Source organism: Bathymodiolus japonicus methanotrophic gill symbiont, assembly GCF_019721995.1.
In the GTDB taxonomy this organism is placed as follows: Bacteria; Pseudomonadota; Gammaproteobacteria; order Methylococcales; family Methylomonadaceae; genus Methyloprofundus.
Window position 1 is genome coordinate 16,631 of the sequence record NZ_BLYC01000022.1, and the last position, 13,213, is coordinate 29,843.

Annotated in this window: 13 protein-coding genes and 2 pseudogenes; 10 read left to right on the forward strand and 5 right to left on the reverse strand. The window is 37.2% G+C overall.

All coding sequences use genetic code 11. The annotated features are described in order from the left end of the window. Nucleotides 1-56 precede the first annotated feature (56 nt). Entirely contained in the window at nucleotides 57-1,418 is a 1,362-nt protein-coding gene (locus tag K6984_RS20830) for a pentapeptide repeat-containing protein (protein ID WP_221897253.1), read from the forward strand. A 607-nt stretch (nucleotides 1,419-2,025) separates the two neighbouring features. Here the strand turns inward: K6984_RS20830 and K6984_RS20835 are convergent. Continuing rightward, entirely contained in the window at nucleotides 2,026-3,066 is a 1,041-nt protein-coding gene (locus K6984_RS20835; protein ID WP_221897254.1) for a DNA cytosine methyltransferase, read from the reverse strand. A 60-nt stretch (nucleotides 3,067-3,126) separates the two neighbouring features. On the opposite strand from K6984_RS20835, the gene K6984_RS20840 reads away from it, so the two are divergent. Then, complete coding sequence (locus K6984_RS20840; protein ID WP_147660606.1) at nucleotides 3,127-3,387, forward strand: helix-turn-helix domain-containing protein; 261 nt, start codon at nucleotides 3,127-3,129, stop codon at nucleotides 3,385-3,387. After that, entirely contained in the window at nucleotides 3,387-4,463 is a 1,077-nt protein-coding gene (locus K6984_RS20845) for a hypothetical protein (RefSeq protein WP_221897255.1), read from the forward strand. The genes K6984_RS20840 and K6984_RS20845 overlap by 1 nt, the downstream gene beginning before the upstream one ends. Nucleotides 4,464-4,551: 88 nt before the next feature. On the opposite strand, the gene K6984_RS20850 is transcribed toward K6984_RS20845, so the two are convergent. Beyond that, a complete protein-coding gene (locus K6984_RS20850; RefSeq protein ID WP_221897256.1) occupies nucleotides 4,552-7,161 on the reverse strand; it encodes an AAA family ATPase in 2,610 nt (869 codons plus the stop codon). 366 nt (nucleotides 7,162-7,527) lie between these two features. Between K6984_RS20850 and K6984_RS20855 the strand changes: the two genes are divergently transcribed. The 5 genes and pseudogenes from K6984_RS20855 to K6984_RS36455 form a co-directional block, all read left to right on the forward strand. Continuing rightward, nucleotides 7,528-8,019, forward strand: coding sequence for an SLATT domain-containing protein (locus K6984_RS20855; RefSeq protein ID WP_221897257.1), 492 nt, complete (start codon nucleotides 7,528-7,530; stop codon nucleotides 8,017-8,019). Then, nucleotides 7,968-8,096: a hypothetical protein gene (locus K6984_RS34435; RefSeq protein ID WP_263458596.1), complete on the forward strand. Its 129-nt coding sequence runs from the start codon at nucleotides 7,968-7,970 to the stop codon at nucleotides 8,094-8,096. Before K6984_RS20855 ends, K6984_RS34435 begins: the two co-directional genes overlap by 52 nt. Before the next feature lie 155 nt (nucleotides 8,097-8,251). After that, nucleotides 8,252-8,401, forward strand: a complete 150-nt coding sequence (locus K6984_RS35830) for a hypothetical protein (RefSeq protein WP_420831698.1) — start codon at nucleotides 8,252-8,254, stop codon at nucleotides 8,399-8,401. Nucleotides 8,402-8,458: 57 nt separating this feature from the next. Further along, nucleotides 8,459-8,617 (forward strand): annotated as a pseudogene (locus tag K6984_RS20860) (DUF4268 domain-containing protein); the annotation flags it as partial. Further along, nucleotides 8,614-8,703, forward strand: a pseudogene (locus tag K6984_RS36455) (IS6 family transposase); the annotation flags it as partial. The pseudogenes K6984_RS20860 and K6984_RS36455, both read left to right, overlap by 4 nt. Before the next feature lie 200 nt (nucleotides 8,704-8,903). Here the strand turns inward: K6984_RS36455 and K6984_RS20865 are convergent. Genes K6984_RS20865 through K6984_RS20875 form a run of 3 tightly spaced genes read right to left on the reverse strand, consistent with a single transcriptional unit; the run spans nucleotide 8,904 to nucleotide 11,089 of the window. Then, a complete protein-coding gene (locus K6984_RS20865) occupies nucleotides 8,904-9,506 on the reverse strand; it encodes a hypothetical protein (RefSeq protein WP_221897259.1) in 603 nt (200 codons plus the stop codon). After that, nucleotides 9,493-10,146 (reverse strand): nucleotide-binding protein, encoded by a 654-nt coding sequence (locus tag K6984_RS20870; RefSeq protein ID WP_221897260.1) that lies wholly within the window; start codon nucleotides 10,144-10,146, stop codon nucleotides 9,493-9,495. Before K6984_RS20870 ends, K6984_RS20865 begins: the two co-directional genes overlap by 14 nt. Next, nucleotides 10,121-11,089 carry a RepB family plasmid replication initiator protein gene (locus K6984_RS20875; RefSeq protein ID WP_221897261.1) on the reverse strand — a complete coding sequence of 323 codons (969 nt, stop codon included), beginning with the start codon at nucleotides 11,087-11,089 and terminating at the stop codon, nucleotides 10,121-10,123. Before K6984_RS20875 ends, K6984_RS20870 begins: the two co-directional genes overlap by 26 nt. A 169-nt stretch (nucleotides 11,090-11,258) precedes the next feature. Here K6984_RS20875 and K6984_RS20880 point away from each other — a divergent pair, with 169 nt between their 5' ends. Both K6984_RS20880 and K6984_RS20885 read left to right on the forward strand, forming a co-directional pair. After that, nucleotides 11,259-11,525 carry a hypothetical protein gene (locus K6984_RS20880; protein ID WP_221897262.1) on the forward strand — a complete coding sequence of 89 codons (267 nt, stop codon included), beginning with the start codon at nucleotides 11,259-11,261 and terminating at the stop codon, nucleotides 11,523-11,525. Between the two features lie 120 nt (nucleotides 11,526-11,645). Continuing rightward, entirely contained in the window at nucleotides 11,646-12,506 is an 861-nt protein-coding gene (locus tag K6984_RS20885) for a hypothetical protein (RefSeq protein ID WP_221897263.1), read from the forward strand. The last annotated feature ends 707 nt before the right edge of the window (nucleotides 12,507-13,213 follow it).

Consider the following 13,213-nt stretch of genomic DNA (forward strand, 5'->3'; position numbering starts at 1 on the left):
ATACGTCCCGTAGGGAGCCAATATATTCTCCACATGAACGGTACACCTCAGAATTTGTGGAATGCGGGCTGCGAGCATTACAGGAGCTAATTTTACTTGTACGCGCACGTGAAAAACAAAAAATAGGAAGCTTAGCTATGAAGACTAACTATAAAGATAAAAAGATTATATCTGGGCGTGACGAAGAAGCCTTCAATGAATTCTTAGCAGGTAAAGAAAGATGGAATGCTTATGTTGAAAAACATGGCGATGATACGGAAGTGGACTTTTCAGGTGTCGATTTTCCAAAGCGCCGGAAATATGGTGACAAATGTAACTTTTCAGGGTATCGATTTCCGAAGAAAGGGCACGTTAATTTCGAAGAGGCCAATTTCGGTGGTGCTGTAGTTTATTTCGATAACGCCAAATTTGGTGAGGGTAGTGTTAATTTCAACAAGGTCAACTTTAAAAGTTTTGTGAGGTTTAAATACACAGAGTTTGGGAAAGGAGTTGCATCTTTTAATGAAGCCATATTTTGTAAAGATGTGAATTTCAACTTTGCTAAGTTCGGGGAAGGGGGTGTGTGTTTTCTAGGAACGGAGTTTAGAGAATCTTTGTTTTTTATGATGGTGGAGTTCGGGGAGGGAGATTTGAGTTTCACAGGGGCTAAGTTCAGAGGGGCAGACGTGTATTTCAATGGAACGAAGTTCGGACAGGGAAGAGTGTTTTTCAAAGAGGCTGAATTCGAGAATTCAGATATGATGTTTGAGTACTGTGAATTTAAAGGTGATGTTTCGTTTCGTTCATTGAAAGGCTCAGATAAATTGAACGGATTATCTTTTCGGAACAGTATTTTTAATAAATCTTTGGATATATCAGACAATAGCTTTAACTGCATACCAAACTTAAGCAATACCAAATTAACTAATCAAGTGTCATTAGATAGAATGAAGGTTAATCATCCTAATACCTATAAAAAGGGTGACGGTGAAAGTTTATGCCGCCTAAAAGAGATCGCAGAAGACAATAAAAGCTACCAACAGGCACTGGACTTCCATGTCATGGAAATGCGTGCTAAACGTTGTGAGCGTGAGAGCCCGTTTAGTCGGATATTAGATTGTTTTTTTGATAAGCTATGTGTCTATGGGCAGAGTATTTCGCGGCCAACTATTTGCCTTCTTGTGAGCATTGTAGTTAGTTGGGGATTCTATGGATATTACAGTAATTGGAATATGGAAAATAGTTTTTTGTACTCGCTCTCACAAGCGCTTCCATTCGTCTCTGCTGGTCGTACATCAGCAAATTACAATTTTAACAAGTTGTTCACATGCGGGGCAGTGCAAGAGTGGATGTACTTTTTCAGTCTGATTCAAGGCCTGTTTTCGTTTTTGTTTTTATTTTTAATAGGTTTAGGATTGCGTAATAGATTTCGACTCTGAAATTCACTCTCACATTTAAAAACCTGTTAACTTTATGGAAGTGGACAGTTGCTCTGATGAATACTATTTCATCAACAAGTGGCGGCAAGTATTTTGTGTTGCGTCCTAGCCGTGATCTTATTTCTAAACAGTTGAAATGTGTTATTTTTAACCACAGACAAAAATGACACATTAGAGAGTGTCAATTATACGTATATATGTGAATTATCGGACACATCCATATAGCTGAGATACGACATATTAGGTGTAAATATTAGAGTCACTGAATGTGTTAAAAAAACAAGTGTTTTTTTAACATCGCCATAAACACAGCTAATCACCATTAACAAGACCTTATTTATAGTTAATAATGTTAAAAAAGGCTGTTAAAAAATATATCTCATGCTATGGTTAATAAAACCCATGTTAAAAAAGTAAGCCTTGATTATTAGGTAGTTTTACAGGGCCTAAGGTCATGCGCGCCATGCTACCTCACGAAATTCCGGGACTCCTGTCGCCATAATTCGTTCACCTACGCAGCGGATGGGAGATCCCCTGAACGCCCTGCGTCCGCAACGACTACGCACAAAAGCCGCTACAGGTATCCTGATAAAAATATTTTTTCGCTTTATTTTAGTAAAGATTGTTTTACAGTTCTTGCAACAACTTCTGCTAATTTACAGGGAACAGCATTTCCGATTTGGCTAAATATTTTTGATTGTGATCCTGAAAATTTATAGGTGGTTGGAAATGTTTGTAGTATTGCGGCTTCGTCAATGGTTAATCGCCTAAGTCTAGATGGAGCTTCTTTGTATTCATTTGTGGCTTGACTAATCATTATCTTTCGATGATAGCCTTCAACCCAGCTTGTTTGATTATCATATAGTTGGTTTTCATCGATTATAGGTGTTCTATTTCCTCCCATACTTGCCGGCAAGGTGCTTGACCAGGCGTCTGGGTTTAATGGTCTTCCCTGTCCGTTAAATAGCATTCCTGCGTATGGAGACTTTCTTAGGATGGGTTTTTTCGCTAAAGTAATTTTTGCATTTGTAATGTTTGGGTTATTTTTTGATCCGGCTCTTCCTAAATGAGCTATTGCTTTGCGTAAGGTAATGGCTTCTTTTTTAAATTGTTCAAAGTTTTTTGAGGTTATGGGTTTAAAATCTTTTTTAACTCCAATAAAAAAAACCCTTTCTCTGGATTGAGGGACTCCAAAATCTTTCGCATTAAGAATATTCATTGTTACTTGGTATCCTGCAGCTTCCATTCTTTTAAAGATTTCTTGTCTAACCTTTTCAAATTTTGTGAGACTACCCAAGGCCTTAACATTCTCCATTATAAAAGCTTTAGGGTTTATTTTTTCTACAACCTCGCAATAAGAAAATACCAGTTTTGACCTAGGGTCTGAAGCATCCATTTTTCCAGCAACTGAGAATCCTTGGCAGGGTGGTCCGCCTATAACTATATCTATACCTTTAAGTTGGGTTATTTCATTAATATTGTTATTGATATCACCTTCTATCATGATTGTATTAGGGTGATTTCCTCTATATGTGTTACAAGCGTGAGGATCCATTTCAGATGCTAATATTACATTAAAACCAGCGTTTGTAACGCCAACATCCATTCCTCCAGCACCTGCAAATAAAGAGAGAGCCTTAAGTGTCATTTTATCTCCAAAATATATGATTTTCGAATATTTTAAAAAATATAGCATACTAGAAGTGTTATGAAAAGAGATAAAACAATACATAATAAAAGTTACAGTAACTTAATTGAAAAGTTACGTTTAGAAAGAAAGTGTTTAGGTTTGTCTCAAGTAGAGGTGGCTGAAAGGTTGAACCTGACTCAATCAGAAATGTCTAAACTTGAATCTGGTGATAGGAGAATGGATATAGTTGAATTTAAAGAGATTTTGAGAGTTTATAGAATTAATGAAAATAGTAAATTAAACGGTTTTGTAATGGAATTTTTTGGATTGGAGAGATAATGGAGGTTGCACAAAGGAATGAAAAGGCTAAACAGTTTATTTTAGATAAGTTGGAACTGGTATCAACTTTTACAGAATCAGACTTTAAGGTATTGGATGATTATTTTAATTTGAAAAGAAGCCTTAATAGTCTTATTAATGTGTCGGCTAAAGGTTTTAGGGGGGTAGTCGCAACAGCTATAACTGGAAAATTTCTTAATCCTGGTTATGATCCTCTTAATGATTTTTATTCATGTAATCCCAGATCTATTTTTGAACAAGGAATATTTTATGCTTTTGAAAATCGTATTCCCTGTGGAAAATCAGATCCATTAAATGTGGCTAAAAATATTAATGTATTAAATGATGAGTGGGCTAAAGGAAAAAGGCCGCAAAGTGCAGCTCAGGCAGCTGTAGATTATTTAAGGTGTATCGAGTCTGCGACAGGTGAAGGTCAGGAAGATATTATAAATTTTTTCTTCTTTAAGTTGTTAGAGTACGCTAATAGTATTGCCTCAATTGAAATATCATTACCAGGAGAGCAAGAGTGGCCGAATGGGTTATTTGGAGCGAAATTGTCTCGATTTGTTCTTGAATATCCTGAGAGTGGAACAATTCCTCAGTTAGTGGTTTCTAAGCTTTTAAATAAAGTATATGAGTACTCAAGTGTTGTAGTTGAAGGTGGTGATGAAAGTGTTTTTGGAACAAATACAACCTCTAAAAAACCAGCTGATATCTGGTTAGAGGCTAATAATACACCATTTAATTTATTTGAAATTACTGTTAAAAAAGTCGATGCTAAAAGGTTGGATGACTGCATTCAGTCTTTGCATGTTTTAAATATGTTAGACCACCCTGTTCATTTTATTTGTAGGATGCCTGAAGATGTTAGTACGCTTCAAGGAGTTCGAGGCGGAGTGTTAAATTACAAAGGTAAAGTATTTAATTTTTTAGATATTTCTAATTTTATTTGTTCTTTGTCACTGTTGCTTTCAGGAGACCAGGTTATTGAAGTATTGGATGAGCTTAAGTTATTTGTACAACTGGTTGATAGGCCCGTAAAAACAAAAGAAGGATGGAAAAAGGTGTTTAATTAACCTTTTTCCATCCTTTGCTATAATTCCTTATCCCGAACTCAGGTTAAATCAAGATAAAAAAACTGGAACATTGAGTATAAGTGGATATTTACTTTGGTGGTATAGCTTCCTTCTGACGTTTCTTTATATCGTGTAGCCATTTTTCAAGAGTACTAATTTGAGTAATCAGAGTATCACAGGTAATTTCTGTTTGATTGATAGCTTCGGATGCAGAATGCAACCATTCTGATAGGTGTGAGCGGGCTATTTTGATCGTATCAATATCATTTTTATTTAGAATTTCCAGCTTAAATAGGCTATTGCCCTTAATATGATTATCGAACCTCCCAAGAACAGGGAAAATAAAGTCAGCAATTCCTTGATCCCAGGCCTCACGCAATTGCTCAATAATACCTTTTGAAAATATAGTGCGCCGCATATTAGACCAATTATTAAAATTAGGCTGCGCAGTCTTTATCTCTGAACGAAGAGTATTGGCAACACCTATAGCTGATTTTGCTTTAACAGGAAGATCACCCCCAACATATCCGGGGCGATTTTCCTTGCGGATGATGGTTTGATAATGCACATTGGCAGAGCCATTTTCTTCTGCTGCGTATTTCAGCTCATAAAGAAACGTAAGATCATGCGTAAATACAATTACCTGACGGTGTTGAGATTCTTCGACTAACCTAGCAGCAACAGCTTTTCTATTAATATGGTCAAGCGAGGACATAGGATCATCAAATATAATACCTGAATGTAAACTTGAGGTTACAAGCTCTGCTAGAAAAGTAGCCAGGGCAATACAGCGATATTCTCCCTCACTAAAAACGTCACCAACAGGCTCATTGGGTTTTTCAGCAAAACAAACCTGAAAAAAAGAAACCGCATTTCGGTCTTTTACTTTGCGTAGCTCTACAGGCAGGCTACCGAAAAGATTAATTTTTTCTACCTCACGATAAAAACGCTCTTTTAAAGCATCTGTAACCAACTTATCTGATAACTCCTTATTTTTATTCGTTACGGCTCTCTTTGCCGTTGTCGTATTTGTTTTTTTGATCTTTGCAATTTCTTGTTGACGAGATATTTCTTTTTTTACATCCTCAAATATTGAGCTTAAATGTTTACGATCTTTAAGCTCATTTAATTCCCTTATTAACGCTATTCGCTCTGGGGTTTTATCATCTGCTAAGAGTTGAGAAGCGCGCTTAGACAGGGATTGGTTTATTTCATTTAGCCGACTTTCAGGAATTTCAATAGCCTTTGCTTGAGGTGATAACCCACGCATATATATCCGTAAATGCCATTTGGCTGTAATCAATGCAACACGGACATTTTTAGCCAGTTTGCTTTCGCCTAAATCTTTTTCAAAAAAAGCAATTGCATCCCTAATAGTAGAAAGAGAAATATCTGCCGTTTTAGACTGAATAATATTTTCTTTATATGCAGTTATGGCCGTTGTTTCATCAGATTTAGTCGTGCCTTGAATAAATTCCTCAAAAGTTAAACGCCTTAAAACAGCCTCTTCATCAAGCTCTTGTTGGCACAACACACAGAAATCTCCGTCTGCATTGGCTTCTGGGAACTTCTTATTTGGGTACGCTACTTGATCTGAATACTGCCTAGCAGCCTCCCAAAGCTGCTGCCAGACTTCCTTACCAACATCAGGCAATGGAGAAGCTGCAAAAATCTTTTCAGACGCTAATTTAGCGAGCTTCATTTTATTATCTCGTTCTTGTCTCAAACTATCACGGCGATTAAAGGATTCTTCTGTAATCGCATTATGTAGCTTTTGAAACTGCTGTTTATATAAAACGAGAGATTTATTTTGTCGCTCAATTTTTTCTGCCGATATTTTAGGGTTTTGTGCAAAATCAATTTCTAACTGATATAGGCGTATTTTTTCTTCTTCGCTTAATGTAGATAACTCTTTGAGCGTCTCTAGGCTTGATTTGTCAGACAGCCCATAAAGGAATATACCCGCTTTGGTTTTCTCATTTAAAGATGGAGTTTTGATCGCTTCTGGTGTTTGCTTGATAAGCAGGTCAATTTGATTATCTAAATTATTTTTTATCGTGTCGCATATACCTGAAAGTTTACCTAAAATCCGCATCGGTTCCGGGGTATAAGCAATAGGATTTGTTTCATCTACATGAATATTCGCACTCTTAGAGTCAAAGACACTCACAGATGATAAGTTCGGAAGGCTTGATTTTTTAGGATTCCAATTAAGCGTTGTCTCCTTATCACCTGTTGAAAAAATAATATTCGCAGATTGCGCCTTTGGTTCAATATCTTTAATATCACCACGAATATCAAGCTTACCATCACGCGTATGGCAAGCATGTTTAAGAATCCTAGCATAGCCTGATTTGCCCGATCCATTATCTCCATAGACTATACTTAATCCCGTTTTTGAAAACTCAAGACGTTGTTGCTCTGCAAGGGCATTAATGCCAATTGGATTTTCAACGCTCACTATTGATACTGGCTCACCTGTAACTATCCCTGCCTTAACATCATCACTTGTAAGAGGATCGAATGAAGAGGATGAATCAAGACAAATTTTTGTAAGTTCCTTAATATCTATTGAGGACAAATCACCCTCTTGCAGCACAATTCTTTTCAAAGCATCGCGTTGCCATGATGGTCTATCTAACGACCACTTAACTAAATCACTTAAAGCTTGTCTTTCCGTGTAAACATTTGTTTTCATTGCCCTCCCCCCTCTTTTTTCGGTTCTGTCGCAAAAGATAAGTATTTGTGTAAACTCGGCTATAAACCTGTTTTTATGCCTCTCATGACAAAGTATCATGCCGGAGACAATATTATCAACTTATCGGGATAATTGAATGGATAAGCCAGGTATGATCTGGTGTTCAGGAAAATAATTACTTAAAAAATGGGTAACTACTCAGCGTGTTTTTTAACTTTAAAATCAAATGGATATATTTTAATTTAACCTGACTTTAGTCATGTTCACCTTTAAAAAGGGGTGAAAATTGGACTAAAATTCAGAGAGATACATTAATTATTATTTTAAATCAATCTGTTATGAGTTTAAATTACGCTGAGTAGTTACATGAATGATAGTGAAAAAATTTTAGAAGGCCAGCTTAGAGAATGCTATGGCCGAGTAGTTTACTCGCATAAAACGCACGAAAAATGTGCGGACTTACTTCTTGCGCGTCATAAATACATTAAATTAGCTCAGATTGTTTTATCAGCAGTTGTGACAGGCGGCTTACTTACAGCTCTATTCGATTTTCAATATTTAGCTGAATATAAGCAAATTGGCGTTTTCGTAACCTTAATCATTTCAACAATTTTGCTTACACTAAATTCATACACCAAAGATTACGATCTTGGAGAGATTGCTCAAAAGCATCGCCATGCAGGTGCAGAATTATGGATTATCCGTGAATCATACCTATCACTTCTAACCGATCTGCATATTCAGGCATTACCAGTCGAAGAAATATTGAGTAAAAGAGACCGTTTAGCTTCGGGGAGTCGCTATTTTTGCGAAAGCTTGTTTTGGGCATCCCAGCCCAAGCAAGCAGCAAAAACTTAACGCGACCACTTATGCCTCCGGCGGCCCCGATTCGTCCTCGTCACCTCGTCCCGACCCAACAAGGGGTCGGAACATAGGCTCCAAATGACTTGACGCCGTGTCGGATGGCCTTTTATTTTGTCTCCACCTTCGCTAACGCTCAGACTCCGACAAAATAACGGCCCTACGGCTATCGCGGACTAAAAATCATCACTTCGCTTAGGCTCCGTTTCCCTGATTTTCAGCGGAAGAATTGCACTCTGTATACACAGGAGCCCCTAGCACTAACTTTAAAGCTTACAGCATGGCACAGACAGCACTTAAGGAACTAGAGGATATGACCTTCTCTGATAAAGAAATTGATGCTTTTCTCCCAAGTGAGCTGAAACGTGAGGGAAGGTAAATTGTTAGGTAAGCATCTTTAATTTATACGATTTTCAGAATTATTAGGCTTAAATCAATGTTCAAAATTAATCGACAAACAAACAGTATACATCCTCTGGAAAGTAAAAGCTTTGCTAGTCTTGGCTTTACAGAGCGACAGCACCTACAAGAGTGGATTGAGGCTTCACCACAAGCACTGGGTGAAGAGCTTTTGATTATTCAGAAAGAAATGGAATTGAAACAGCACATATGATCCGAAAGGGACAATTGTCTGAGGAGAATATTCCTGCTTATAAGCAGTTTATCGCTTTAGCAGGATAGTTATGACTGAAGACTAGGCTTCCTGCATTTACAACAATACTTGCGACAGAACCTCATTAGTACCTGAAGCAAAATCTTCATAAAGATGTTCAGATAAAACATCTGTCTCCAATAATGCATCCCGTTGTAAATCTAAAACTTGTGATCCATCGCCTTTTGATACCCGTAAAACAATCTTTTTAGCTGGTTTTTTTGGACAGCTATTTCTTTACGTGCTTAATAGCTGCTTCTAAAACATCCAGCTTAAAGTGATTAGATTTACCGGACAATACTGTCTCTACAATTTTTAAAACCAACATTTTTTTAGTAACCTTTATGGTCTTTTTATTTTCTAAAAAGTCTTCATACAATAGATATTTCACCTGCTTAACTGGTAAATTTCTACCCTGAACTTCATCATAAACAATAAGTGCTTTACCTCTGTTAATGGGAGCACTTATTTCATAAGCTGACGTTATGGTGATCCCTGCCATAGTACGCCCATCACTAAAAAAATCAGCAAGGTGCATCAGTCTATTTCTAGATTGCTGGCTACCCACACATAATGAGTGGGTAGAAGCCCACTGGCCAAATTCTTTGTCTGATGAGAAACGACCTCTCGCCTCTAGTAATATTTGCCCTTTTAATAAATGAGATTGACGATCTATTTCTATAAACTGATTTGCTAACTCTTCAAGAGATAGAGTTGTTAGATCAGGCGTAAAATCACCTTTATAATCTTCAGCTTTTGCTGAGAATGATTGCTCAGTAACCTGCTCTTTTTGTTTATTTGTTTTAAGCTGTTTTCTATTAAGAATCGCCATTAACAATCTCCTCCATTAACAACTGAAACTGCCCTGTTGCTTGACCATGTCCAGATTCAGTTATCCCTTTACCTAAGGCTACAATATCCATCCATATTTTTCGTGTTGTAATAAAATTACTAGCAAATAAGACATCTTCGTATTCACCCAGCATATCTTCTATCAGCTTCCTACTCTCCTTAGTATCTTTGACTAAATGATTAGCACTGCATCCAGTCAATACGACAATCACCTTAAGTTTATTATTAAGTATTTTTGCATCGACACATGCATTCAAACTAGTTTCTAATGTTAAAATAGATAGAGAGGATGGAAAAACAGGAATGATTACTGTATCACTTACCGATAGAGCACTTCGACCACTCGTGTCATTTTTCCCTCCACAATCAGCCACAACTATTTCATACCGACTATCAAACTCTTTCAAATCTTTAGCTACTGTCTTTCCATATTTTTGAATACAAGGTATTTGCTTTAATTTTTCATTATCAGATCTAAACTCTAGCCATGCAGTTGCACTCGCTTGTGTATCTAAGTCAGCAAGTAATACGTCTTTACCTTTATTTGCTAAATAAACTGCTGTAGAAACAGCTATAGAGGTCTTTGTTGATGACTTAGTTGCGTATACAGTGATTATCATATTTCAAACTCTTCTTCCGTTCTTTAGCGTCACCCCAACTTTCCCCTGGTTTAGCAAAATCAGACATCAATGTACCAGTCAAACGTGCAACAACAGCCGCCTTAGTTTCGCCAGGCTTAGCTAAACGATTAATTTCTTCATCGGTTAATTTTTTTCTTTGCTTTGGTTGATCTTTCACACCAAATAGGAACTGAAAGTGTGTCACCGTCCTGCCAGACTTCCTTTGACCATACTTCACCCATAGATTGGAATGCTCGTTAATTTCAGCTATAGCTGGTTCAATCACACGCCTCTTTAAGTCACCTAAGCGACTATATTTATTGCTAACCTGAAATTGATTTTTAAGCCATTCAACTTCAATTTCACGTTCCCCTGTAGAACTCCATTGCACTAATAACTCATATAAACGAATAGAATAAATACTTTCAAACCTAGCAACATGTTTTAGCTTATATTTAGTGAATTCTTTAGATAGTTTAGAAATGTAAGGAATAATGCCTGAAGCAAAACTTAGAACTAACTTTCCTTCTCCAGGAATATAGTCGATACTGCTTATCCATCTGGTTTTACGTTGTGCTATCTTTGGATTTTCTGGATCAGGGTCATCAATAGTTACACTACGATCATACAACTTTTCAGCAGCCTTCTTTAAATCTCGATACGCATTTGAAAAGTTATCCAAGCCGACCAAATCAACAATTTCAGAAGCTGAAACTTCAAACTGATATTGCTCTGTTAACTCGGACATAGAATCAATTTGAGCTATACAAGCCAACAACACACGTTGCTCAGAAAGGCTCAATAGATAACTGGCCTCAATAACTTTATTGGACTTAACGACCGTTAGGTGATTTTTATTTTCCAAGATAATATAACGACAAGAAAAAGATATTGCCTGACTATACTCTGATTTAAAAATAAAACAACGACAGATAAAATACAATGTCGTTATATGGAAGTCAATTTGTCGTTATATCAATGTTACACCCTTTGTAAATAAAGGCTTTATCTCTCAAAAAAATTTAAAAACATACCTTAACGATCAATTTGTCGTCATATAAGATCAATTAGTCATCTTACAACGATCAATTTGTCGTTATTAAACGATCAATTTGTCGTTATTAAACACTCAATTTGTCGTTATATCGCCTCTACATGCATTAATCTACCTACTCTATAGCTCTCTTAAAAAAGAAAAAAAAGAAAAAAAGAAAAAACAGGCGCGCCATGCTACCTCACGAAATTCCGGGACTCCTGTCGCCTATCAGGGGCTAAAAATCACCACTTCGCTAAGCTCCCGTTTCCATGATTTTCAGCGGGCGCTTAGGGCCAACAGCGTCATTAAAGTATTGTTCTGCTGGGTGAAGGTAAGAGTTTGATGGCAATGGGATGGAAAAACTTGAACATCGAGTAACAGTTGTAATTTTTAATTAGTATAGATAAATGACCATGTGAAACTAGGATTCACTAGTTTCATTAAAAATATAGAGGATGAGAAGATGGCATATTACAAAGAACACGCTTTTATTTTTATACCTGCATTGCTGTTGGTATTTGGTACAGCTTATGCATTATCAGGTTGGGGCAATAAACCTGAGATACCAGTAAGTGAGACTAAGCAACCCCGGACTGCTGAGGTTGTCAGTGAAACCTTTACTGATTATGTTCCAGAGGTGCCTAGCAAACCAAAGGTGTATGTGGAGATTGATCATGATCATGAAGAGTTAGACTTAAATGATCCATTAGCAAGTCCCTCTTTTGATACGATGGAGGAGGGGGTTTCAATAGTTTCATATAAAGACCAACCAATACCTCAACTATTTAAAGATCTGACAAAGAAGGCTGTTGAAGAGATGGCAGAACGAGGATACGCGTCAGCTGAGGAATCAAATGTACGTACGATTTCTAGAGTCCTTGAGTCTCGCTTTAAACATTTGTTGTTATCTTATGAAGATGCCGCTAACCAACTGGTTAAAGAACCCGCAAACTTAGAGGGTACGCCATTTGATGATGGGGAACTACTTGGCGCAAACCTTGGAGGCTCTAATCATGACGGAAAATGGACAGATGTATCCCGTTTTTATAAATTCGATGATTTGGGAGTGGTGGAACTGAGTGAGAATGATTATATTACGAGTAGAGGTCGCATACAAATGACTCAGGAGTTAATTAATGAGGATGTTAACGGTATACCTGCAATGTACAGAGTTAATGTGAGTAATTCAGGGGCAGCGGTATCTTTAGTCTCTTGGGCAACTGATTCAAAAGCGTACACACTGTATGCTGAGAAAAACGGGGCTAAGGATGAGGGGGTGAAACAGAGACTCCTAGAATTGGCACGATCTATCCCAGCGGATTAAAGCACACAGGCGGGTTCTGTCGCAAAAGATACGTATTTGTGTAAACCTGGTTATGAACCTGTTTTTTTTCTTCGCCCAGGGGGTAAGTAACTTTTTTATCGTATCTGTAATCTTCTATCTTGGGCGCGCCTGATGTTTTTACAATTGAATCCGAGTACTCTAAAAAGGATAACTCACAGTACACATGGCGCGCCAGCTCTTCGCTAAGGCGTTTTATATCGCTTTTAAGGCGCTTTAACAGCTAACCCCTATCATACATACCCGTTAAAGGTTTTTGTGGGTCTTTAAGGGGCTTACATGCCCCCAATAAGCGATTGACTAATTTGGGTGTGTGGTATGTGGTTTGTTATAGCTGTTACAGAAAACAAAGATTAAACGGTAAACCATTTCAAAATAAAGAGTTGGCTTATTGCAACAAGCAACAGTATTCTGGGGACTCTTTGCCCTAGGGAGGAAGTAACTTTTTAAACTTCATAATAAAACGCTATTTAGTGTGCAACCTAATATAGATTGTACTATACCTATAATCCTTTTATAATCAAAGACTAGGGTTACTATCACGTACAAACTATGGATATTTATACGAAATCATTACATTTACAATTTAGGGTTTTATAGTTACCCCTCTTTGGCCGCCTTTCTTGGAGCTTTTTTTATTGAACATCTACGGTCAGCGGATTTTCAGAAGTATCCAGTTCAGGGAAAGC